The sequence below is a fragment of the Actinomyces sp. oral taxon 849 str. F0330 genome (genome assembly GCF_000239715.1).
Lineage (GTDB): Bacteria > Actinomycetota > Actinomycetes > Actinomycetales > Actinomycetaceae > Actinomyces > Actinomyces johnsonii.
In genome coordinates, this window is sequence record NZ_JH470350.1 from 136,808 (window position 1) to 157,016 (window position 20,209).

Genomic DNA, 20,209 nt, shown 5'->3' on the forward strand with positions numbered 1-20,209 from the left:
AGCCTACGGGCCGGATCAGCCCCGGGTCGGCAGGAGCAGCCGTACGGAGTCGGGGACGGCCTCGAGGCGCAGGGGCAGCCCGGCCAGCGGCTCGCCGTCGGCGAAGGGGTGCGGAGGCGGTCGCAGGCCCCGGTCATGGCCGGTGCGCTCGTCCAGCGCCTCGATGGTGACGGTGCGGCTGCGCTTGACATGGACGGCCGGGTCGGTCAGGTGGGAGCCTTTGAAGAGCCGGCGGAACAGGGAGACCAGGCGGGGACGGCTCACAGGATCCAGGCGCAGGACCTCCAGGAGACCGTCGGCGGGATCGGCTTGGGGTGCCAGGTCCATGCCGCCGCCGATGTAGCGGGTGTTGGCCACTGCCAGCAGGAGCGCGGGTCCTTCCCAAGCGCCCTCGTCGGTGGTGACCCGGAATCCGTAAGGGGCCAGAGCCGCGAGCTCGGCCGTGAAGGCGCGTACGTAGCGCCCCTCGCGGGCGGGCCAGGTCAGGGTGTTGGCACGGGCGTTGACGGCGGCGTCCAGACCGGCACTGACCACGGCCAGGGACCAGCGTCGCTGCGGGGCGAGCAGGGTGCCGTCCGGACGGGAGGCGTAGATCGCGTCGGTGGCCATGATCGCGCCGTCACCGGCCAGCGCCCGGTTGATGAGACGGGCCGAGGCAGAGGCATCTCGGCTGGGCAGGCCGAAGTGCCTGGCGATGTCATTACCAGTACCGGTGGCCACGATGCCCAGCGGTACCCCCGTCGTGGCGACAATGTCCACCCCCAGGTGCACCATGCCGTCCCCGCCAACGACGACCAGCGCCTCAACGTTACTGTCCGGTCCGTCTCCCAGGAGGGCCCGGCCGGCACGGCGCGCCTGGTCGTAGGAGCTGCCACGTACGTGGAGGACCTCGTGCCCGGCTTCGCTCAGGATCTGGCGGGCGACGTCGTCGGCGGCCGAGTGACGCCCCCGTCCCGACGAGGGATTGGACAGCAGAGCAATGCGCATGAAGTTGCAGATACGAAAGTCAGGAAGAAAAGAACAGTGGATTGAGGCGTCCGGTTATTCGGCCAGGGCCGCCTCCAGCTCGGCATCGAGCTCATCGCGTTTCCTCTCCACCCGTTTGTCATGCCGGATCGAGATGAAGCAGGCCAGGAAGTACAGACCGGCGATGGGGACGGACATGAAGACCATGGACCAGGGATCCGGCAGCGGGTTGGCGATCGCCATGAAGGTGACGATGCCCATGATGGCCCAGCGCCAGCCCTTGAGCATGGTCTTTCCCTGCATGAGCCCGAGCATGTTGAGCGCAACGAGAAGCTCGGGGAGGAGGAAGGCGATCCCGAAGACGAGGATGAGCCTCATGACGAAGGACAGGTAGAGATTCGCTCCGATCACTCCGGCAGTGGGGCCATCGGGAATGAAGCTGGTGAGAATGGAGACCGCATGCGGCATCACCCAGATCCCCAGGGCCGCGCCGGCCAGGAAGAGAAGCAGACCAGCGGTGCCGTAGGCCCAGGTGTAGGCTTTTTCCTTACGGGTCATGCCGGGACCCACGAAGGCCCAGAACTCGTACATCCACAACGGTGAGGACAACAGGACGCCGAGCCAGATCGATACTTCGAGCTTCATGTCGAAGGAGGCCAGGATCGTATCGAAATTCAGGGTGAGATTCGCACCCTTGGCATTGGCCTGTTCGATGGGCCGGGTGATGAGGGCGAAGGCTCGCTCGTAAAGCAGATAGCCCACGACTGTCATCACCATGACACCCGCGGCGGAGACGAAGAGACGCTGGCGCAGCTCACGCAGATGGTCCCCGATGGACATGCGCGCCTCGGGGTTGTCCTTGCGCCTCGATCGCTTGATCTGAGGAAGCTTGGGCACCACGGCCTCCTTCGTCTCCGGGTTCCCGGCTATCGCCGGACGGGGTTACTTCTGAGCTGAGCTGTCGGTGCTCTGCGAGGCTGTCTGACCGTCCTGGGTGGGCTCGGTGTAGTAAGTGCCCTCCTGAGGCTGCTGGATCTGAGCCTGGGAGCTCTTGGAGTCGTCGTCGCGCAGCTCCTTGACCTCCTTTTTGAAGACCTTCATGGATTGGCCCACGCTCCGGGCGATGTCAGGCAGCTTCCTGTAGCCGAACAGCAGGATGACGACGATGAGCAGAAAGATGATGTGCGACGGCTTAAAGAGGTTCACGGCGCTGCTCCTTGTGGTAGGGGCTGTATCGATACGGGCTGAGTGTAGCCTCCCCGGCAGGTGCCTCTGAACGAGGGTTCCGCCGGTTCCCCCCAAGGCGGACGGAGCCGGCCTCCTCGGCATCAATGCTGTTCCGTATCGGCGTCATAAGAGGTCAGGGCCCGTTTGGCGGCAGCTGCGGCATCCTGGGCGAGATCGGCGGGCTCGACGGCGAAGAGGTGATATCCCGCCGAGAGGACCAGCCCGACGAGCCAGGCGCGGTCGCGCCCCTCCACGACAGCCCTGAGACGGCCATCCGCGCCCTCCTCCCGTGAGACGCAGGGGATCTGCTCGGTGAGCCAGCGGCCCGATGGGCGCAGGGTCAGCGTAGCGCGGGGCCTTTCCCCCGCAGGCCGATCGGACTCGGGCTGGTTCTTTCTGTGCGATGTGCGATGCCGGACGGCGGGGACGTCGAGAACCCGGGCCGATTCGATCCGGTCCAGACGGAAGCTCCGTTCGGCTCTGGCGCTGAGGCACCAGGCCACCAGCGTCATGTGCGATCCATCACTTTCCAGGGCGATGGGGTCGATATCGCGCTCGGAGAGGGTGTCGGTGGCGGAGACGTAGGTCACGTGGAGTCGGCGCTTATCCCGCAGTGCGGAGCGCACGGCGCCCAGGACTTCGGCCGTACGGCCGGCCAGGGCGGAGCGCTCCGAGACCAGACCGGCCGAGGACTCGGCCCGCGCGTCGGCGGCGTCAACCGAAGCGTCGGCCGTGAGTAGGTCGGCCAGCGCCTGTTGGGTGGAGACGAGCACAGGAGCAGAGGCGCCGTCGTCGGCCAGGAGGTCGGCCAGGACCTTGAGGGCCATGAGCAGGGAGATCGCCTCCTGCCGGGTCAGGCGCACCGGGCGGTCCAGTCCCAGCGGCTCTGCGAGGCGCAGACGCCCGGCGTCGAAGTCGGAGGCGTCGAAGTCCACGAGGTCCCCGTGCAGACCGCCGGGCAGGCCGGAGACCCACAGCGTGTTGACGTCCCGTTCAAGGACGGCCGGGGAGACGCCGAAGTGCTCGGCGGCCGCTTCGACGGAGACTCCGGGATTGTCCGCGACCCAAGCAGGTAGGGCGAGCAGCCGCGCGAGCTGGTCGGAGGTGGACACGCGCGGCATCGTCAGCTCCCTCCTGGAGCCGCGAGCCCGGCGGCGCCTTGCAGGTGCGCCCGGACGGCCCGGCGCAAGGAGTCCGGAGCGAGCACCACGGCGGCATCCCCGAGGGCGGCGACGGTGCTTGCGAAGGAGAAGGGGTCCTCGTACTCGACGACGATGAGGTCCCGGTCCACCAGGTGCGCGGGCAGATCGGTCGGCGGTTCCTGGGTAGGATCGAGGCGCGCGCCGGCCAGACGCAGTCCCAGGGCACTGCCTGGAAGCACAGCGATGAGCGCCCGTTCGCGGGCGGGAGCCCTGGCGGGTTGCCGGATGAAGGCACCGGGAAGGCTGTGGACGGTCACAGGCCCGGCGATGCGTGCGAGACGGAAGGTGCGCGGTCGGCCGGCCCTGTCCCGAGGGGTCTTCTGGGGCTCGTCGTCTTGGGCGTCGGGGGAGGTGGAGGGCTCGACGGCGTCGAGGTACCAGGCCCCCTCGGCGAGGCGCAGATGGTGGGGCTCGACGGTGCGGGCCCGGGTAGTGCCCGAGCGGACGGATATGTAGTCGAAGGTGACTAGACGGCGCTCATCGATTGCGGTGACGAGCTCTTCAGGGATCTCGCTGCCGGACAGATCCGCGGTCAGGTCCGGCAGGCCGGCGGAGCTGCTACCCGCCGGGCCCTCGCTGACTGCGCGCAGCTTGGTCAGGGCCCGCCTGGCGGTTGCGGGCAGGTCACCGTCGCGCCAGGCCGAGGCGGCCAAGTTCAGGCAGGCAGCCTGCTCGGCGCTCAGATGCAACGCGGGCAGAGCGTAGTCCTCCTCGTCGATGCGGTAGCGGGGCTCGTCGTCGTGCCCGGTGGTAGTCACCTCGATGCCGAGCTTGCGCAGGGTGTCCTTGTCACGTTCGAACTTGCGGCGCGCGGAGATCGGATTGGCGGCTGGGCCGCTCGAAGCGTATCCCGGCACGCCGGCTATGAGCTCTTCGGCGCTCAGGCCGGTGGTGGTGTTGCGCAGAGTGAGAAGAAGGCTCACCAGGCGCTCCTCGGTACTGCGGGTCTGCTGGCTCACGGTGCCCCAGCCTAGGAGAATCGGACGGCTTGCGGATTCCGGCGCGCGTGTCCGGATAGTCTGCCGCCATGATGTGGCGCGACGGCGTAGTGATCGGGACCAGGAGCGTATGGGGGCCCGCCGGACGCTCTTGCGCAGAGCTGGACGCGGAGATCACCGGGGCGCCAGAAGAAGCTTGCAGCCTGCTTCCAGGTCAACAGGTCCGGGCAGTCGCCTACGAGGCCCTCACCGGGCTGCCCGATGCCGGGGAACGGGTGAGACTGGAGGTCTCAGCCCTCGACCGTGCCCTGGGCACCGGCGGGCACGCCATGGTCAGTGCCCGCCCGGACGTTCTCCCCGCCGACCCGCCGCATGAGGGCCACCTCGTCAAGGCCCGCTATATGCCCGACCAGGTCATGGTCACCGGCGTCGACGAACAGGGAACCGCTCACCACGGCCTGCTGTCCCTGCCGATCGGCGACCTTGACCTGGAGGAGATGCCGGTGGTGGTGGCCGACCTGCACTCGAGCCTGCCTGCCGTGCTCGCCGGTCTGCGCTCCCCTCAGGGCGAAAAGCAGCTGCGTGTCGTCTACGTCATGACCGACGGCGGGGCCCTTCCCCTGGCCTACTCCCGCCTCGTCGCCGCTCTGAGCCAGGCGGGCTGGCTGGCCGGTACCGTGACGGCCGGACAGGCCTGGGGCGGTGACATCGAGGCGGTCAGCGTCCACAACGCGCTCCTGGCTGCCCGGCACGTGCTGCACGCGGACGCCGCTGTCGTCATTCAGGGCCCCGGGAACCTAGGCACAGAGACGCCCTGGGGCTTCTCCGGAGTGGCCTGCGGGGACGCGGTCAATGCCATCGCCGCCCTGGGCGGGCGAGCGGTGGCGTGCCTGCGTGTCTCCCAGGCCGACGCCCGCGCCCGCCACCGGGGTGTATCCCACCACTCGATGACCGCCTACGGGCGGGTCGCCCTGGCGGGGGCCGACGTCGTCGTCACCGACCTGGAAGGGGAACTGGGGACGCAGGTGCGCCAGGAGGCCGAGGCCCTGTGCGCACCGCGGCAGGGCGCCGTGCAGCACCGCCTCATCGAGATCCCCTCCAACGGGCTCCTGGAGCGGCTGCGCGCGGCCGAGGCGGAGACCGGGGTGAGACTGTCCACCATGCGGCGGGGCCTCGAGGAGGACACGGCCGCCTTCATCACCGCGGCCGCGGCGGGCTGCCATGTGCACCAGCTCCTGCGCACGGAGACGGTGCGTGGCTGATCGAGGCGCCTGGGTGGGCGCACCGGTCGACGAAGCGGCACTGCCCCTGACGACGAACCTGTCGGCGGCCTACGACTGGCGGGCCCGTCACCGTATGCTGCCGAGGCGAGCAGGCCGCTGGTCGCGGTACTCCGTCCCGGTGGTGGACGTGGCCCTGGGGATCATCTTCCTCGCCTTCGCCCTGGAGTCGCTCACCTTCATCCTCCGCTTCGGCGCCTACGCCGTCTACGTCGCCGACTCCGCCCTATGCACGGCGCTGGCGCTGACGCAGTTCGGCAGGCTGCGCCTCCTGCGCGCCTCCTTCATCGCGACCTACACCCTGCTGGCGGCCTATGCGGTCCTCGTTGCCCTCTCCCCGGTCAACCTCGGTCTCAACCCGATCATCGCAACAGCGGTCACCAGTCTCTACACCGTCACCCGCTGGGAGCCCGACCGGCGCTGGGGCACGGCTGCGCTTCTGCTGGCCCTGGCGGGCGCCCTGGTCAACCCGGTTACCTTCGCCTCCTACGCCGGACCCTATGAGTCCAGTGCCGATCCCACGGCTGGCTCCGGCTGGAACGGGGCCGCCTTGATGGCCCGTACGCTCATCGGCCTGGTCTTCGCCGGCGTCGTGGTCCTGACCCACCTGCTGGCCTCCTCCCGGAGGAGAATCGCCGAGAACCAGGCCCGCGACGTCGGCATCGCCGCGGCCCAGGCGGTCGCGGCCGAGCGCCTCAGCCTGGCCAGAGAGCTCCACGACCTTGTGGGGCACAGTCTCACCACGATCAAGGTGCAGGCCGCAACCGGCCTCGCCCTGGGCGGCGAGGAACGGCTGCGGACCACCCTGATCACCGTGCGCGACACGGCCGACGCCTCGCTGACCTCCGTGCGCCGGCTCGTCTCCGTCCTGCGCTCCGATGCCGGCGAGATCACCCCGCTGGCGGATCTGAGTACCATCCCGGTCCTCATCGAGACGACCCGAGGCTCAGGAGCCAGGGTCAGCGCCGTGCTCCCCGAACCAGAGGTTCTGGAGCGCTGCAACGCGGCATGGTCGGCGATACAGCGGCTCACCCTCGTCCGGCTCGTCGGGGAGGCCCTTACCAACGCCGTCAGGCACGGATCCGGTCAGATCGAACTGAGCCTAGTGCTGTCGCAGGCCTCCTGCCACCTTCACGTCGCTAACCCGGTAGCCGAGGCCTCGGAGCACTCGCCGTTCGGTGGCAGCGGACTCGTCGGCCTGGAGGAGCGACTCAGGCTCGTGGGTGGAACCATGTCCCACGGCGCCTGCTGTGATGACGAGGGTCGAAGCTTCTTCACCATCGACGTTGACTTCCCCGTGACGCCGCTCGAACTGCCCGCGAGCGCCCCGGTTCCGGGACAGCACCCCGGTGAGACGGAATAAGGAGTGTCTGGATGGATCCCAGTGCAACCAGTGCGATCAGAGTCGCCGTTGTGGACGACCAGCCGCTGTTGGTGAGCGCTTTCAGCGCCCTTGTGTCTGCACAGCCCGACATGGAGGTCGTGCTGGAGGCGGTCAATGGGCGCCAGGCCATCGAGGGGCTGACCGCCCGGGCCAGCGGCTCTCACGGCGGGGCCGATCTGGTGCTCATGGATCTGCGGATGCCTGTGTTGGATGGGATCAGTGCCATTCGTGAACTGCGGGCTGTGCCGGCCACCTCTGCTTTGCGGATCCTGGTCCTGACCACCTTCGACGACGACGACCTTGTCCTGGCGGCGTTGGGTGCAGGCGCCCATGGTTTCCTTCTCAAGGACGCCGAGCCGACGACGCTGTTGGAGGCGATCCGCGTCGTCGCCCGCGGCGGCTCCTGGCTGGATCCTGCCGTCACTGGCACCGTCCTGGCCCACCTTGATGCAGGTGCCGAGCCGGGATCTCCGCAGCCACCAACCTCGCCGTCGGAACCTGCCGGTGGCGCCGTGCCCGTTGTGGGGGCGCCGTCGGGACCCTATGAGCCCTTAACCGGGCGGGAGGACGCCGTCCTGGCTCTCGTGTGCCAGGGGCTGAGCAACGCCCGGATCGGCGAGCGGCTCCATGTCGCGGAGTCGACGGTTAAGTCCCACGTCAAGACGATCTTGGGTAAGACCGGCTGCCACAACCGGGTCGAACTCGTCATCTACGCGCTGACCACCGGGCTCGTGCAGCCGCAGTAGCCTTCCTCCCCAGGGAGGAGATACGGCAACGGTGGTTGCCGCCGACCGTGTCCCTGGTGGGGATCCGCCGAGGTACCGGCGCGCACGAGCATGGGGCCATGACAGCTACCACCACAACGTCTCCTCTCCCCTCCCCCGCCCATGCCGCTGGCGTTGCCCCCGGGCTGAGGCTCGTCGGGGTCTCGAAGTCCTTCGGCCATCAGACGGTCCTCACCGGGCTCGACCTGTCGGCCTATCCCGGACGCGTCTACGGGCTGCTCGGTCTCAACGGTGCCGGCAAGTCGACCGCCTTCAACATCTCCCTGGGACTGCTCAAGCCCGACGCCGGCCGAGTGGAGATCCAGGGCGATCCGTTCTGCCGGCGCAGCCTGGGGCGGGTGGGGGCCTCTATCAACGGTCCTGCGCTCTTCCCCCAGCTGTCCGCACGGCGCAACCTGCTCGTCCACTGCCGCCTGACCGGCACCTCCCCGGAGACGATTGCTCCGCTCCTGGAGCGCGTGGGTCTGGCTGGGGTCGGCAGGAAGCGCGCAGGCTCCTTCTCCACGGGGATGAAGGTGCGCCTGTCCCTGGCCATGGCGCTGCTGAACGACCCGGAGGTCCTCATCCTCGATGAACCCCAGAACGGGTTGGACCCCCAGGGCATCATCGAGCTGCGCGACCTCGTGCGGGACCTGGCCGATGAGGGGCGCACCGTCGTCGTCTCCAGCCACCAGCTCGGCGAGATCGCCCGCATGAGCGACGACATCGGGGTTCTGGTCACCGGGCGCCTCGTCTACGAAGGACCGCTGGCCGATTTCGCCGACGCCGATGACGAGCGGGCCATGGAGAAGGCATTCCTGGAGGCCGTCACCGGAGGCGGGCGTCGCACTGAGACGGAGGTCCGCGCATGAGCGCCGCTGTGCAGCCGCAGACTCCGATGAGGGTGCGGGAGAAGGCTGCGGTGAAGGTGAACCTGTGGGACCTGGTGCGCGCCGAGCTCACCCGCAGCCGGCGCACCTTCACCTGGGGCATCATCGGGGCGACTCTCATCTTCACCGTTCACACCATCATCCTGGCGAATGCCTCCATCAACGGAGGAGTCGTCGAAGAGGTGCAGTGGAACGGCAACGCTTTGGCGTGGATGCATCTGTACGCCGGGGCCTTCGCGGTTCCCATGGGACTGCTGACCGGTGCCATGGCCCAGTGGCGTGAACGGCGGTGGCGTCAGGGTGGAACGGCCTGGCGCGCCGTCGAGCCGCGCCGGGTGGTGACCGCCCGCATCGTGGTCCTGAGCCTGTCGGCGCTGGCCTGCCAGGCAGCGCTCGTTGCCCCGGTGGTGGGGCACGCCCTCATCATCGGCAACGGCTGGGGGCCCTGGGACAGGTACCTGCTGTTCGCCCTCTTCATGTGGATTGTCGTCACCGGTTCCTGCGCCTGGGGTATGGCGGCCTTCCGCGTGTTGCGAGTCATCGCCGTCGGGGTCGCGCCCGTGCTTGGGCTCATCTGGTCCGGGGTGGGGGTGACTCAGGCCGAGCGGACCGACTGGTGGACACTCCCGTGGACCTGGACGGCCCGGGTCCCGCTGCCCCTGTTGGGTGTTCACGGCAACTCCGTTCTCCTCGAGGAGGACTCTCCGGTGTGGGGCTACCCGCTCCTGCCCGGATTCCTGCTGACGACCGGCCTGACCCTGGTCGGCATTGGGCTGGCCGTCCTCAGCGGCATGCCCAGGGGTGTTGAGTTCTCGGCCTCATCCGTCGCCTGGCTCAGCCGGCTGCTTCCCAGCAGAGAGCACGACGACGCTGCGCTACCGGAGAACGTCTCGGAACAGGCTTCGACGACGCCCCGGAGTACCCCGCAGATCCGCGCCATGCCCGCCACCCGCATGGTCCGCATCCCCGGCACGCGCAGCGCCGTCCTGGCAATGGCCGGCGCCCTGCCCTGGACCGTGTGGGTGGTTCTGGCGGTCCTGTTACTTGCCTTCCTGGGGGTTCTCCGCTCCGCCTACCCGCCCGACTACGGGCAGAGCTTCCTCGAGCTCGTCGGTGTGCCGCTTGCCGCGGCCATCACCGGCATCATGGTGTGGGGACGGCTTCAGCCGGCCTGGCGCACGCTCCTCACTCGCCAGGGAGCCGGCGGGATCCTGACTTCAACCGCGGTCCTCAGCGCCCTCTTCCTTCTCCCGGTCCTGGTCATCTCCTGGATCGTGACCGTCCTCGGCGACACTCTGACCCGCACCGACCCGAACTTGCCGGCGGTGACCGGCCCGGTCTATGGACTCATGGTGATGCCGGCCGTGGCCTTCATGATCGCAGCCGTCAGCCTGGCGGTGGCTCTGAGCACCCGGATCGTCGCGGCGATCGTCCTCAACTCCATCCTGGTCGTCATAGGGCTGCTTATCGGCGGTAACGAGATCATGGCGGCCACCTGGCTGTGGCGGCTGGCCCCCTGGGGCTGGATGACCGTCGCCCACCAGTTCCCCGAACGCTGGCTGACGATCGTCGTCCTCAGCCTGCTCATCGGGTCGATGGCAATGGTATCGGCAACGCTCGGCGCCCGACGCGCGGCCATCCGGGACTGAACCGGATCGGGCTGAGCAGGTTCGAGCGGCCGGCGCGGGCCGCATGGATCGCCCCGGGCGCGTGCTTCCCGGTGAGGAAGGACACCCGCCCGGGGCCTTCGGCAGGACGATGAGAATGGCCCGCTCGGGTCTCGGGCAGGGCTGCGGTCGGTCGGCGGCCCATCCGCTTTCCGATAACCTAAGTACATGAAGACCTTCGAGGACCTTTTCAGCGAGCTGCAGCACAAGGCGGCCACCCGCCCCGAGGGCTCCGGGACGGTGGAGGAGCTGGACCGCGGGGTCCACTTCATCGGCAAGAAGCTCGTCGAGGAGGCCGCCGAGGCCTGGATGGCCTGCGAGCACGAGTCCGACGAGGCCGCCTGTGAGGAGATCAGCCAGCTGCTCTACCACGCCCAGGTCATGATGGTCGCCAAGGGCTACAGTCTCCAGGACGTCTACCGTTACCTGTAAACCGCGAAGCCCCCGTACATCCATTCGTCCTCCTCATCACAGCTCACCACAGATCAGGAACCGCCGTGTTGCGTATCGCCGTCCCGAACAAGGGCTCCCTGTCCGAGCCCGCCGTCACCATGCTCTCCGAGGCGGGCTACCGCACCCGCCGTACGGGCCGCGAGCTCGTGCTCGTCGACGAGGCCAACGACGTCGAGCTGTTCTTCCTGCGTCCACGCGACATCGCCGTCTACGTCGGCCAGGGCACCGTGCACGCCGGCATCACCGGACGCGACCTGCTCCTGGATTCCGGGGTCGACGCCGTCGAGCACCTGCCCCTGGGCTTCGCCCGCTCCACCTTCCGCTTCGCTGCCCCCAGGGGCACGATGACCTCCCTGGCCGATGTCGCTGGGAAGCGCGTGGCCACCTCCTACGACGTCTTGGTGCGCAGCTACTTGGCATCCCGGGGTGTGGAGGCCCAGACCGTTCACCTCGACGGCGCCGTGGAATCCTCCGTCCAGCTAGGCGTGGCCGACCTCATCGCCGACGTCGTCGAGACCGGCACGACGCTGAGGGCGGCAGGCCTGGAGACCTTCGGGGATGCGATCCTCGTCAGCGAGGCCGTGCTCATCACCACCGAGCAGTTCCGCGGCGAGCCCGGGCTGGCCACGCTCGTGCGGCGCCTGGAGGGCGTGCTGCGCGCCCGCGCCTACGTGCTCGTGGACTATGACATCCCCATGAACAAGCTGCACCTGGCGGCGGCCCTCACCCCGGGCATCGAGTCCCCCACCGTCTCCCCGCTGCAGAACCCTGACTGGGTGGCGGTGCGCGCCATGGTCCCGCGGGCGGACATGAACCGGGTCATGGACGAGCTCTACGAGGTCGGGGCCCGTGCCATCCTCGTCTCCTCACTGCTGGCTTGCCGGCTGTAGCCGGCCGCGAGGCATGGCAATGACAAGTGCTGTGGCCGCCACCAGCAGAACCGTGCAAGCGCCCAGCGCTGGGACGAGTCCAGCGGTGAATCTCTCACCAGGGGCGTAAGCGCCGAAGATGGTGAAGAGGGCGGTGCACAGCGCGATGCCTGTAGCCGTCCCCAGTTGGCGAGCCGTCTGATTGACCCCTGAGACTACGGCACGGTCCCGAGACGCGATCCCCTCCAGGACTGCGGTTGCCAGCGGGGAGAAGGTCAGCCCCATGCCAGTACCCGCGATGAGCATGGGCGGGACGTAGGAGCCGTAACCGCTGCTCGTGTGCGCCAGGAGCATGAAGCACCCTACTGCCGCCGTCTGCAGCACCATACCGATCAACAGCACCGCCCTCGGCCCGTAGTGCTTGACGAGCACGCCCGCTACCGGGGCCACCACCATGGGAACCATGGTCCATGGCGCTGCGCGCAGGCCCGACTCCAGCGGGTCGAAGCCCATCCCGATCTGAAGGTACTGACTGACGAGGAACACTGATCCGAAGATCCCGGCGGAAAAGAGCATCGCTACAGTGTTGACCAGGTTGAAGCGCCGGTCGCGGAACAGGCGCACTGGCACGAATGCGCTGCGAGCGGTGCGCTCCCGCCGGATGAAGCCGGCCAGTGAGGCCAGTGCTAGAGCAAGGCATCCAAGAACCAGGGGGCTGGTCCAGCCGCGGCTGCCACCCTCCACCAGTGCCCAGGTCAACGGGAAGATAAAGGTCGCTGCCATCGCCAGTCCCGCGAGGTCGGTCGTCCGGGCTCTGCTTCTGTCTATGACGGCGAGTCTGCGAAGACTCCACCAGCCCAGCGCCAGGGACAGGGTGCCCACCGGAAGATTGATCCAGAAGATGAAGCTCCAGTGCAGATCCTCAACGACGGCGCCTCCGACGATGGGGCCGGCGGCAACACCCAGCCCGTTGACGCTGCCCCACACACCGATGGCGAGCTCTCGCAGGTGCGGGGGTACGGCGTCGGCCAGAAGCGCCAGGGACAGCGAACCGATGGCCGCCCCGCTGGCACCTTGGACCACTCTGGCGGCGATGAGCGCCAACGGCGTGGAGGCCAGTGCTGCCAGAGCCGAGGCCGAGGTGAACAGGAACACGGCCCACAGGAAGAGTCTGCGGCGCCCGATCCTGTCCCCCAATGCTGCGGTTGGCAGGATCAACGTGGCGTAGGTGAGCGTGTAGGCGTTGACGAACCATTGCAGCTCGGTGACCGAGGCCCCCAGATCCCGGTGAATCTGCGGTAGCGCGATCGTGACCACCAGTGAGTCCAGTGACGTCATCAGGGTGGGAAGGGCGATCGCAACCATGACCCACGCAGGAGGGATTCGATGATGGCCCTCGGTTCCGGTGAATGGTGGGCTGGAGGAAGGCTCGCCGAGCGAACGATGTGTGGCCTGAGCGGACAAGGTGACTCCTAACTGGATAGTGAAAGTGTCTACTTGATTAGATACCTTTACTATCTACTTGTCAACTCGATGCTCTCCGCCAGGAACCGCCAGGTACAGGAGATGTCGCCGTCGACATTTCAACCCATGGGTCGGGCTGCTGCTCTTAGAATCTCGATATCGGCGCGCATGAGTCCTGGGAGGTGTGTGTGCTCGTATGCTCGGACCTGGCCGGATATCACATGACGGCCCGGTGACGCCGCTGGAGAAGGAGGATCATGCGTATCTCGGAGCTCGCCCAGGAGTCCGGGACCCCGGTGGCGACGATCAAGTACTACATCCGCGAGGGTCTGCTACCCGCCGGTACGCCCGTCAATGCGCGGCAGTCCGACTATGGGACACAGCATTTGGAGAGGCTGCGCCTCATTCGGGGACTCATGAACGTCCTGGGTGCATCCATCGAGCAGGTGCGTGATGTCATCGGCGTGATCGATCAACCGGATCAGGAGCCGTGGGAGGCGATGAAGTTCGCGACCGAGGCGATCCCCGCTCCTCACCAGCACGAAAAGCCGGGAATCAGCAGGGCGCGTGTGGTATTAGAACGGCTCGGTCTACCCTGCTCTCCCGAGCATCCTGCGGTCAGGCACCTTGACTCGGCCCTGGCCTTCGCCGAGGAGATCGGCATGGCCATGAGCGCGGAGCAGCTGGCTGTGTACGTCGAGGCCGCGCGGCGGACTGCTCGCGCCGATGTCGAGCACATTCCTTGGCAATCGCGTGAGGACTCGGTGAGGCAGGCGGTCCTGGGGACCGTGGTCTACGAGCCGGTGCTCCTCGCGCTACGGCGCATTGCGCACCGCGAGCTCGGCATGGCCCACTACGAGCACCACGACGGCGAGCACGAGCTGGCGCCGAGCTCTCCGCCGGAGGGATGACGACGATGCGGCCAGCGTGCCCTGTCACCTGCGTATCTACTGCCCCAGCGGCACGCAGACCTCTGCCGCCCGGGGTGCCTTCTTGTCCCCCAGAAGCTTGTGGGAGGAGAGGAACTCGATCATCGAGGCGACGTCATCGACCCGCACCGAGCCGATGGGATGAGAACCGTCACCGCTGACCAGCTTGCCGGTGGCCACGGCGACCTCGCGCGCGCGGGCCGCTTGAGTGCTGTCCACCAGGTCCTGGACATGCTCTTTGGAGGTCTCGATGGCCATGTCGGGGTCCTTGACGAAGGCGTTCATGCCCTCGATCGAGGCCTTGACGGCGGCTTGGAGGTCCTGGCGGCGGGAGTCCAGCAGGGAGCGGGTCGTCACCAGTGAGGCGCCGACGAGGGGGATCTGGTCGGCGACCTGGATGGTGCGTACAGGAGTGCCGGACTGGGGGATCTGGACGGCGTCGTTGTTGGAGAAGCCGACCACCGCGTCGACCTTGCCGCCGACGAGCGCCGCCTGCTGGGTGTAGCCGATGTCCTGGATCGTCAGGTCCGACTCGGTCAGAGAACCCGTGGCCATGGCCAGCTGGAGGGCGTACCAGGTCTCCCCTTTGCGGCCCGGCGTGCCGACCGTCTTGCCCTTGAGGTCCGCGGGGACGTTGATCGCGGAGTCCTCCGGCACGATGAGGCAGGCCGGGTAGGACTGGTAGTAGCCGCCGATGACGACGAGGTCGTTTCCATTGGAGGTGGCCACCACCGCTTCATCGGCTCCGGCGATGACGAGGTGCTCCTGCCCGCTTTGGAGGGCATCGAAGAGCCCCTCCTGCGCCCCGTGATGGCGCAGCGTCACGTTCGCGGCGTACTTCCCATCTTTCTTGGCCATGTAGAAGGGGGCGAACTGGATGTTCGGCGTGTAGGTCAGGCCGACGGTCAATGCGCCTCCTCCGGCCGCAGAGGAAGCTGCGCGGCTCGCGGTTCCCGAGGAGCAGGCAGCCAGTGCGCCGAATCCGGTCAAGGCCAGGCCGCCGGCCAGCAGGTGGCGGCGTGAGGGGGCCGGGTATGCGAGTTCCGTGCGCGAGAGGGCCATGAGGATTTCCTTTTCTTCCGAGGGTGAGGAACGCGTGTGGTGGGACTGGGCTAGACGGCGTGGCGGCCGCGCAGGGCGTCTACGGTGCGGCTGCGTCGCTCGAGCTCGTGCAGCGCCCAGTGGATGGAGGTGGCCAGAATGCATAGAAGGGTGATCGTGGCGAACACACCGGTGGTGTCCCCTCGGCTCTGCTGAGTGGAGAGCACCGTTCCCAGGCCCTCACCGCCCATGATGAGCTCGCCGACGACCGCGCCGGTGACCGACAGGGTGAAGCCGGTGCGCAGCCCGGTGTAGATGGCGGGCAGGGCCATGGGCAGCTCCATGTGGATGAGCATGCTCAGGCCGTGGGCGCCGTCGAGCCGGGCCGCGTCCATGACGTCCGCATCCAGGCCGCGCAGGCCCAGCAGCACCGTGACCGTGATGGGGAAGAAGACCATGAAGGCACACAGGGACCACGACCGGCAGGGTTCCATAGCCGATCCACAGAACCAGCAGAGGGGCGACGGCGACACCGGGAACCGCCTGGCTCGCCGCGACATACGGTAGGACGGCCCGTGAGAACAGCCGCCAGCGGTACAGGGTCCAGGCCAGGGGCAGGGCGAAGACGGCGGCCAGGAGGCAGCCGAGGAGAGCCTCGCGCAGCGTGATCCAAGCTCGCCACCCCAGTCCGACCTGGGTCAGACTCAGCCACAGACGCTCGACGACGGCCAGGGGGCCGGGCAGGAAGATCTTGGGAATGGCACCCGATCCGGTGGCGATCTGCCACAGGATTAGCAGGGCGGCGCCCAGTCCGACGGCCGGCCACGGCCCGTTCTGCTCGGCAGCGTGGATGCGGCGCCGGCGTCTGGCGGGCGGCTGTGGTAGTGGCTCTGCCGACAAGGCTGTCGGAGAATCTGAGGAGGCCCGTGGTCCGGGACGGGCGCTGGATGACGAGACATGGGAAAACTGGGGACGCGCGGCCTTGCCAATGGGGCTGGGGCTGTACACGGCGGTCTCCTCCCGGATCCTTCCGGGAGCGGGAGCCCCCGGCTGCACCGGGGTCCGCCTGCGCGCCGTCGGTCGGCGCACACACGTGCTGGGCGCCCGCTCCGGTCGATACCCGATCGATCCACGACTGATCGTGGAATCTGGGACGTCGTCCTGAGTTGCGGGTCTCCCCGCGGGGCGCCACGCGCATCCTCCCATCCGGACTCTCACCGTCGGTGCCGGAGTTCCACCGGCTCAACCGCTGGTCCCCCGGCTGCCTGACGCTGCCGTGGCACGAGCGGGTCGCGGACTGTTACCGCCGGTTCGGACTTTCACCGACCCCGGAGCACGTTGCTGTCGGTAAGGATACAACGTGGATCGTCCCACGGCGATACCCGAGATCCCTCAATGGCTGGGCGGGCTCACAAGATGTCGCTCGGCGTGCGGCTCGAGCGGTCGCCCCTGGCAGAAAAGTGGCGCACGGCGTCCGCAACCGCGCGACGCAGATGGTTCGGGCCCCGCCGCAGAGATGACTCCAGTGGTTCTGAAGGATCGGAGATCTGGACGATATCCCGGACTCCCAGATCACTCAGACGTTGCTGAGCCTCGGCATCGACCCTGACCCGCCCGGCGAAGACGATGGAGGGCGCGCCGCACTCGCATGCCAGTCGGAGCACCCCGCTGACCGCCTTGCCGTCCAAAGACTGTCCATCCAGCGTCCCTTCCCCCGTCAGCAGCAGATCGGCTCCCTCCAGCCGCTTGCGCAGCCCCACGACTCGAGTCAGGTGGTCGATGCCGGTGGCGAGTTCAGCACCGAGAACAGCCGTCAGGGTGAAGGCGGTGCCGCCGGCGGCACCGGTGCCCGGGCGGCAAGCCCAGTGGCTCAGACCGAGGACTCCAGCCAGGCGCGTCATCTCACCGTCGATCCATGTGATCGCGGGCCCGATCAGTCCCTTCTGCGGGCCGAAGACGGCTGCCGCGCCGCGGGGTCCCGTGAGCGGATTCGTCACATCCCCGGCCACCGTGATGCTCATGCCCTCAAGACAACGGCGAGCGGGCTCGACCTCGATACTCCTGATGCGGGGGAACTCGGCGGGCACCGGATCCACCTCGTGACCCCGTTCGTCCAGGCAGCGGGCACCCAACGCCACGAGCATCCCCAGGCCCAGGTCGTTGGAGGCCGACCCGCCCAGTCCAATGAGCAGTGAGCGGGCGCCTGCGTCGAGCGCGGCAGCGATGACATGACCGAGCCCTGCGGTCGAGGAGCGCATGACGTCCCGCTCCCCCGGCGCGATGTGCTCCAGTCCCACGCTGGAGGCCAGGTCGACGACGGCGCGGTGGCCATCGAGCCCGAAACCCGCTGTCAGTGGGCGGCCCAGGGCGTCGATGGTCGACACTTCTCGCCACGAGGCAGCCCAGGCGGAGGCGATGGCCTCAGCGAAGCCCTCCCCTCCGTCGGAGACGGGCACCTGGTTGATTGCACACGCGGGCAGCGCGTCCCGGACTCCGGCCGCCATGGCTCTGGCGGCCTGCACCGCGGTCATGGACTCCTTGAAGGAGTCGGGGGCGACGACGATCCTCATGCCTGCAGTACTGCCCGTCTTCCCTGTCCGGCTACGCGCGTGAGGCGGTGACAGCGGCGTCGAACTCCTCGGAGATCTCCTCCGAAGGTCGGCTCGTGCGGGACACGGCCCAGGCCACGGCCAAGTTGCCCAGGAAACCGGGAACGATCTCGTAGAGATCGAAGATGCCGCCGGGACCGCCGGAGACGTTTCCCCAGATCATGACGATGACGGCGCCGGTGATCATGCCGGCGAAAGCGCCCATGGCGCTCAGGCGCCTCCAGTACAGGGACAGCAGGATGGTCGGTCCGAAGGAGGCCCCGAAACCGGCCCAGGCGAAGGCCACAAGGTCGAGGATCGTTTTGCTGGGGTTCCAGGCCATGACGGCCGCGACCAGAGCGATCGCGAAGACCGCCATGCGCGAGTAGAGCACCATCCGGTTACTGCTGATGTCGCTGCCCCGGGTGCGGTTCATCGATCCGTACAGGTCCTCGATGAGCGCCGATGAGGTCACGAGCAGCTGCGAGGAGATCGTCGACATGATGGCGGCGAGAATCGCTGCCAGCATGAATCCGGCCACCAGTGGGTGGAAGAGCAGCTTACCCAGTGTGATGAAGACGGTCTCTGGGTCCGCCAGCTTGCTCTTGTCATGCTGGTAGACGGCCACACCGACGATGGCGGTGCCGGCTGCGCCCAGAACGGCGAACAGCATCCAGCCGATCCCGATGGTGCCGCCGGCGACGGCCTCCTTGGGGCTGCGGATAGCCATGAATCGGACGATGATATGCGGCTGACCGAAGTAGCCCAGTCCCCAGGCCAGCGCCGAGATGACGCCGATCACCGTTGTTGTCGGCCCCCAGGCGGCCCAGTAGTGGGGATCGACCTCGGAGACGGCCTTGACGAGGTTGGACACTCCGCCCAGGTGCATGACTCCGACGACGGGCACCATGACCAGGGCCGCCACCATCATGAGCCCTTGAATGAAGTCGGTGTAGGACACGGCCAGGAACCCGCCGATGAGCGTGTAGACCACCGTGATGGCGGCGACGATGACCATGCCTAGGTGGTAGTCCATCCCGAAGGAGGACTCGAAGAACCGTCCGCCGGCCACCATGCCGGAGGAGACGTAGAAGGTGAAGTAGACCAGGATGATCAGACCACTGGACCAGCGCAACAGCCGGCGTGTGTCGTGGAGGCGGTTGTCCAGGAAGCTCGGGACTGTGATCGAGTTGTTAGCGACCTCGGTGTAGGCGCGCAGGCGGGGAGCGACCAGCAGCCAGTTCGCCAGGGCTCCGATCGTCAGTCCGACGGCGATCCATCCCTCGACCAGGCCGCTGGCGTACAGGGCGCCCGGCAGCCCCATGAGCAGCCACCCCGACATGTCCGAGGCGCCTGCCGACAGCGCCGCGACCCAGGGGTTGAGGTCGCGGTCGGCAAGCATGTAATCGTCGAAGTTGTCCGTTCGCAGGTAGGCCCAGCCTCCGATGGCGAGCATGGCCACGAAGTAGACGATCATCGCAATGGCCTGATAGGTAGCGTCAGTCATTCGTATGTCCTCACGTCAGTCAGCGGTGAGACGTATCGCGGCTGGCTGCGCGCGACAGAATCGGGGTCTCCGCTATTTTCTTGCGCAGGCTTGGTTTCACCGCGCATGCACGACGATCGCGATCGCGTAGTCGCCGTCATGGCTCAGAGAAACCGGCCAGCACCCCGGGGTCGATACCTCCTGTCCGAGGCTGTGCTCAACAGCGCGGGCAATAGCGCCGCTCAGACGCAGGGATGGCCGCCCCCACCGATCAGTGACAAGCTCAACCTCGCGCCAGTCGACGTCCTCGCTCAGGATAACCGGAGAAGCGCTATTTCCGCGACTGTTGGCATATTGCGCATGCGCCTGGCTCCAGGCCTTGATGAATGCCTCCTTGGCCGCCCATCTGGCAGCCAGGTGCTGGGCTGGGCGTGAACCCTTCTCCTGCGCGCGGCGATGGGCCTCGCGGAGCTCTCGCGCCGTGAAGGCCCGCTGTGCGAAGACACTACCGGGCTGATCGAGTTGGGTCTCGAATCCTGGAATGTGCACCAGGTCCGTTCCCACCGCCAGAACGGTTGTGCCAGGGGAAGCCTGCCGCATGTCCGGAAACTGTGGCTCAGTCATTCTGGAACCCTCATGAAGCAAAACTCACAAATCAATGACGCAAATCCTTTGACAATTCCAGGTGAGCAAAACAGGGCCGGTTCTACAGACGGTATCCATCGTCTGCAGAACCGGCCCTATCCACTATCGTGATGAGTTCACTCGCCGGCGTGGTAGACGCCGTCAGTGCCCAGGCGGGCATCGGGGTCGAGCAGCATAGCGGCCTCGACCTCGTGCGGGTCGCGCTGCTTGGACTCCTCACCCAGACGACGGCCCTGGACCGGCTCGAACAGCGGGGCCCGGCCGATCATGCCGGCGCGACGGCGCCTGGTACCTGCTGCCAGGCGGGCGTTGGCGGAGGCCAGCCAGGCGTCGACCGCCTCCTGGCCCGCGGCCTGGCGCAGCGCCGCCTCGAAGGCGCCGGGGTGGACGATCGCGATGAGGCCGGAGACGTGCCC

At 67.7% G+C, this 20,209-nt stretch carries 19 protein-coding genes, 1 pseudogene and 1 riboswitch; of the genes and pseudogenes, 8 read left to right on the top strand and 12 right to left on the bottom strand.

The window, feature by feature from the left end; all coding sequences use genetic code 11:
* Positions 1 to 15 precede the first annotated feature (15 nt).
* The 5 genes from HMPREF0975_RS04545 to HMPREF0975_RS04565 all read right to left on the bottom strand — a co-directional run bounded on the left by HMPREF0975_RS04545 (position 16) and on the right by HMPREF0975_RS04565 (position 4,354).
* Positions 16 to 987, bottom strand: coding sequence for a diacylglycerol/lipid kinase family protein (locus tag HMPREF0975_RS04545; protein ID WP_009232963.1), 972 nt, complete (start codon positions 985 to 987; stop codon positions 16 to 18).
* A 54-nt stretch (positions 988 to 1,041) separates the two neighbouring features.
* The gene (gene tatC, locus HMPREF0975_RS04550) at positions 1,042 to 1,863 is read right to left on the bottom strand and encodes a twin-arginine translocase subunit TatC (protein ID WP_009232964.1); all 822 of its coding nucleotides are present in this window, start codon (positions 1,861 to 1,863) and stop codon (positions 1,042 to 1,044) included.
* Between the two features lie 45 nt (positions 1,864 to 1,908).
* Positions 1,909 to 2,172 carry a Sec-independent protein translocase subunit TatA gene (gene tatA, locus HMPREF0975_RS04555; RefSeq protein ID WP_009232965.1) on the bottom strand — a complete coding sequence of 88 codons (264 nt, stop codon included), beginning with the start codon at positions 2,170 to 2,172 and terminating at the stop codon, positions 1,909 to 1,911.
* A 122-nt stretch (positions 2,173 to 2,294) separates the two neighbouring features.
* The gene (locus tag HMPREF0975_RS04560) at positions 2,295 to 3,314 is read right to left on the bottom strand and encodes a helix-turn-helix transcriptional regulator (RefSeq protein ID WP_009232966.1); all 1,020 of its coding nucleotides are present in this window, start codon (positions 3,312 to 3,314) and stop codon (positions 2,295 to 2,297) included.
* Positions 3,315 to 3,316: 2 nt separating this feature from the next.
* Entirely contained in the window at positions 3,317 to 4,354 is a 1,038-nt protein-coding gene (locus tag HMPREF0975_RS04565; RefSeq protein WP_009232967.1) for a helix-turn-helix transcriptional regulator, read from the bottom strand.
* Between the two features lie 68 nt (positions 4,355 to 4,422).
* Between HMPREF0975_RS04565 and HMPREF0975_RS04570 the strand changes: the two genes are divergently transcribed.
* The 7 genes from HMPREF0975_RS04570 to hisG all read left to right on the top strand — a co-directional run bounded on the left by HMPREF0975_RS04570 (position 4,423) and on the right by hisG (position 11,661).
* The gene (locus HMPREF0975_RS04570; RefSeq protein ID WP_009232968.1) at positions 4,423 to 5,595 is read left to right on the top strand and encodes a DUF3866 family protein; all 1,173 of its coding nucleotides are present in this window, start codon (positions 4,423 to 4,425) and stop codon (positions 5,593 to 5,595) included.
* Positions 5,588 to 6,976: a sensor histidine kinase gene (locus HMPREF0975_RS04575; RefSeq protein WP_009232969.1), complete on the top strand. Its 1,389-nt coding sequence runs from the start codon at positions 5,588 to 5,590 to the stop codon at positions 6,974 to 6,976. The genes HMPREF0975_RS04570 and HMPREF0975_RS04575 overlap by 8 nt, the downstream gene beginning before the upstream one ends.
* 11 nt (positions 6,977 to 6,987) lie before the next feature.
* Positions 6,988 to 7,743 carry a response regulator gene (locus HMPREF0975_RS04580; protein ID WP_009232970.1) on the top strand — a complete coding sequence of 252 codons (756 nt, stop codon included), beginning with the start codon at positions 6,988 to 6,990 and terminating at the stop codon, positions 7,741 to 7,743.
* A gap of 98 nt (positions 7,744 to 7,841) precedes the next feature.
* Complete coding sequence (locus HMPREF0975_RS04585) at positions 7,842 to 8,633, top strand: ABC transporter ATP-binding protein (protein WP_009232971.1); 792 nt, start codon at positions 7,842 to 7,844, stop codon at positions 8,631 to 8,633.
* The gene (locus HMPREF0975_RS04590; RefSeq protein ID WP_009232972.1) at positions 8,630 to 10,300 is read left to right on the top strand and encodes a hypothetical protein; all 1,671 of its coding nucleotides are present in this window, start codon (positions 8,630 to 8,632) and stop codon (positions 10,298 to 10,300) included. Before HMPREF0975_RS04585 ends, HMPREF0975_RS04590 begins: the two co-directional genes overlap by 4 nt.
* 186 nt (positions 10,301 to 10,486) lie before the next feature.
* Positions 10,487 to 10,750 (top strand): phosphoribosyl-ATP diphosphatase, encoded by a 264-nt coding sequence (locus tag HMPREF0975_RS04595; protein ID WP_009232973.1) that lies wholly within the window; start codon positions 10,487 to 10,489, stop codon positions 10,748 to 10,750.
* Between the two features lie 65 nt (positions 10,751 to 10,815).
* Positions 10,816 to 11,661, top strand: a complete 846-nt coding sequence (gene hisG / locus HMPREF0975_RS04600) for an ATP phosphoribosyltransferase (RefSeq protein ID WP_009232974.1) — start codon at positions 10,816 to 10,818, stop codon at positions 11,659 to 11,661.
* On the opposite strand, the gene HMPREF0975_RS04605 is transcribed toward hisG, so the two are convergent.
* Entirely contained in the window at positions 11,638 to 13,005 is a 1,368-nt protein-coding gene (locus HMPREF0975_RS04605; protein WP_009232975.1) for an MFS transporter, read from the bottom strand. The genes hisG and HMPREF0975_RS04605 overlap by 24 nt on opposite strands.
* A gap of 356 nt (positions 13,006 to 13,361) precedes the next feature.
* Between HMPREF0975_RS04605 and HMPREF0975_RS04610 the strand changes: the two genes are divergently transcribed.
* Entirely contained in the window at positions 13,362 to 14,015 is a 654-nt protein-coding gene (locus HMPREF0975_RS04610; RefSeq protein WP_009232976.1) for a MerR family transcriptional regulator, read from the top strand.
* A 36-nt stretch (positions 14,016 to 14,051) separates the two neighbouring features.
* Here HMPREF0975_RS04610 and HMPREF0975_RS04615 read toward each other — a convergent pair whose 3' ends face one another.
* The 6 genes and pseudogenes from HMPREF0975_RS04615 to HMPREF0975_RS16615 all read right to left on the bottom strand — a co-directional run.
* Positions 14,052 to 15,095 carry an ABC transporter substrate-binding protein gene (locus tag HMPREF0975_RS04615; RefSeq protein WP_009232977.1) on the bottom strand — a complete coding sequence of 348 codons (1,044 nt, stop codon included), beginning with the start codon at positions 15,093 to 15,095 and terminating at the stop codon, positions 14,052 to 14,054.
* A gap of 50 nt (positions 15,096 to 15,145) precedes the next feature.
* A pseudogene (locus HMPREF0975_RS04620) lies at positions 15,146 to 16,130 on the bottom strand (ABC transporter permease).
* A 134-nt stretch (positions 16,131 to 16,264) separates the two neighbouring features.
* Positions 16,265 to 16,415: riboswitch (FMN riboswitch) on the bottom strand.
* A gap of 68 nt (positions 16,416 to 16,483) precedes the next feature.
* Positions 16,484 to 17,644 carry a glycerate kinase gene (locus HMPREF0975_RS04625; protein WP_009232979.1) on the bottom strand — a complete coding sequence of 387 codons (1,161 nt, stop codon included), beginning with the start codon at positions 17,642 to 17,644 and terminating at the stop codon, positions 16,484 to 16,486.
* Between the two features lie 31 nt (positions 17,645 to 17,675).
* On the bottom strand, positions 17,676 to 19,169 hold the full coding sequence (gene putP / locus HMPREF0975_RS04630) for a sodium/proline symporter PutP (RefSeq protein ID WP_009232980.1): 1,494 nt from the start codon (positions 19,167 to 19,169) through the stop codon (positions 17,676 to 17,678).
* A gap of 96 nt (positions 19,170 to 19,265) precedes the next feature.
* Positions 19,266 to 19,772, bottom strand: coding sequence for a holo-ACP synthase AcpS (acpS, locus tag HMPREF0975_RS04635; protein ID WP_009232981.1), 507 nt, complete (start codon positions 19,770 to 19,772; stop codon positions 19,266 to 19,268).
* A gap of 137 nt (positions 19,773 to 19,909) precedes the next feature.
* A partial coding sequence (locus HMPREF0975_RS16615) for a hypothetical protein (RefSeq protein ID WP_009232982.1) occupies positions 19,910 to 20,209 on the bottom strand: 300 nt, incomplete at its 5' end.

Bases quoted from the DNA above. Each gene is read 5' to 3' on its own strand.
- HMPREF0975_RS04545 (WP_009232963.1), bottom strand. From the start codon at position 987: ATGCGCATTGCTCTGCTGTCCAATCCCTCGTCGGGACGGGGGCGTCAC.
- HMPREF0975_RS04560 (WP_009232966.1), bottom strand. From the start codon at position 3,314: ATGCCGCGCGTGTCCACCTCCGACCAGCTCGCGCGGCTGCTCGCCCTA.
- HMPREF0975_RS04570 (WP_009232968.1), top strand. From the start codon at position 4,423: ATGATGTGGCGCGACGGCGTAGTGATCGGGACCAGGAGCGTATGGGGG.
- HMPREF0975_RS04580 (WP_009232970.1), top strand. From the start codon at position 6,988: ATGGATCCCAGTGCAACCAGTGCGATCAGAGTCGCCGTTGTGGACGAC.
- HMPREF0975_RS04585 (WP_009232971.1), top strand. From the start codon at position 7,842: ATGACAGCTACCACCACAACGTCTCCTCTCCCCTCCCCCGCCCATGCC.
- HMPREF0975_RS04590 (WP_009232972.1), top strand. From the start codon at position 8,630: ATGAGCGCCGCTGTGCAGCCGCAGACTCCGATGAGGGTGCGGGAGAAG.
- HMPREF0975_RS04595 (WP_009232973.1), top strand. From the start codon at position 10,487: ATGAAGACCTTCGAGGACCTTTTCAGCGAGCTGCAGCACAAGGCGGCC.
- HMPREF0975_RS04605 (WP_009232975.1), bottom strand. From the start codon at position 13,005: ATGGTTGCGATCGCCCTTCCCACCCTGATGACGTCACTGGACTCACTG.
- HMPREF0975_RS04610 (WP_009232976.1), top strand. From the start codon at position 13,362: ATGCGTATCTCGGAGCTCGCCCAGGAGTCCGGGACCCCGGTGGCGACG.
- HMPREF0975_RS04615 (WP_009232977.1), bottom strand. From the start codon at position 15,095: ATGGCCCTCTCGCGCACGGAACTCGCATACCCGGCCCCCTCACGCCGC.
- HMPREF0975_RS04625 (WP_009232979.1), bottom strand. From the start codon at position 17,644: ATGAGGATCGTCGTCGCCCCCGACTCCTTCAAGGAGTCCATGACCGCG.
- putP (WP_009232980.1), bottom strand. From the start codon at position 19,169: ATGACTGACGCTACCTATCAGGCCATTGCGATGATCGTCTACTTCGTG.
- acpS (WP_009232981.1), bottom strand. From the start codon at position 19,772: ATGACTGAGCCACAGTTTCCGGACATGCGGCAGGCTTCCCCTGGCACA.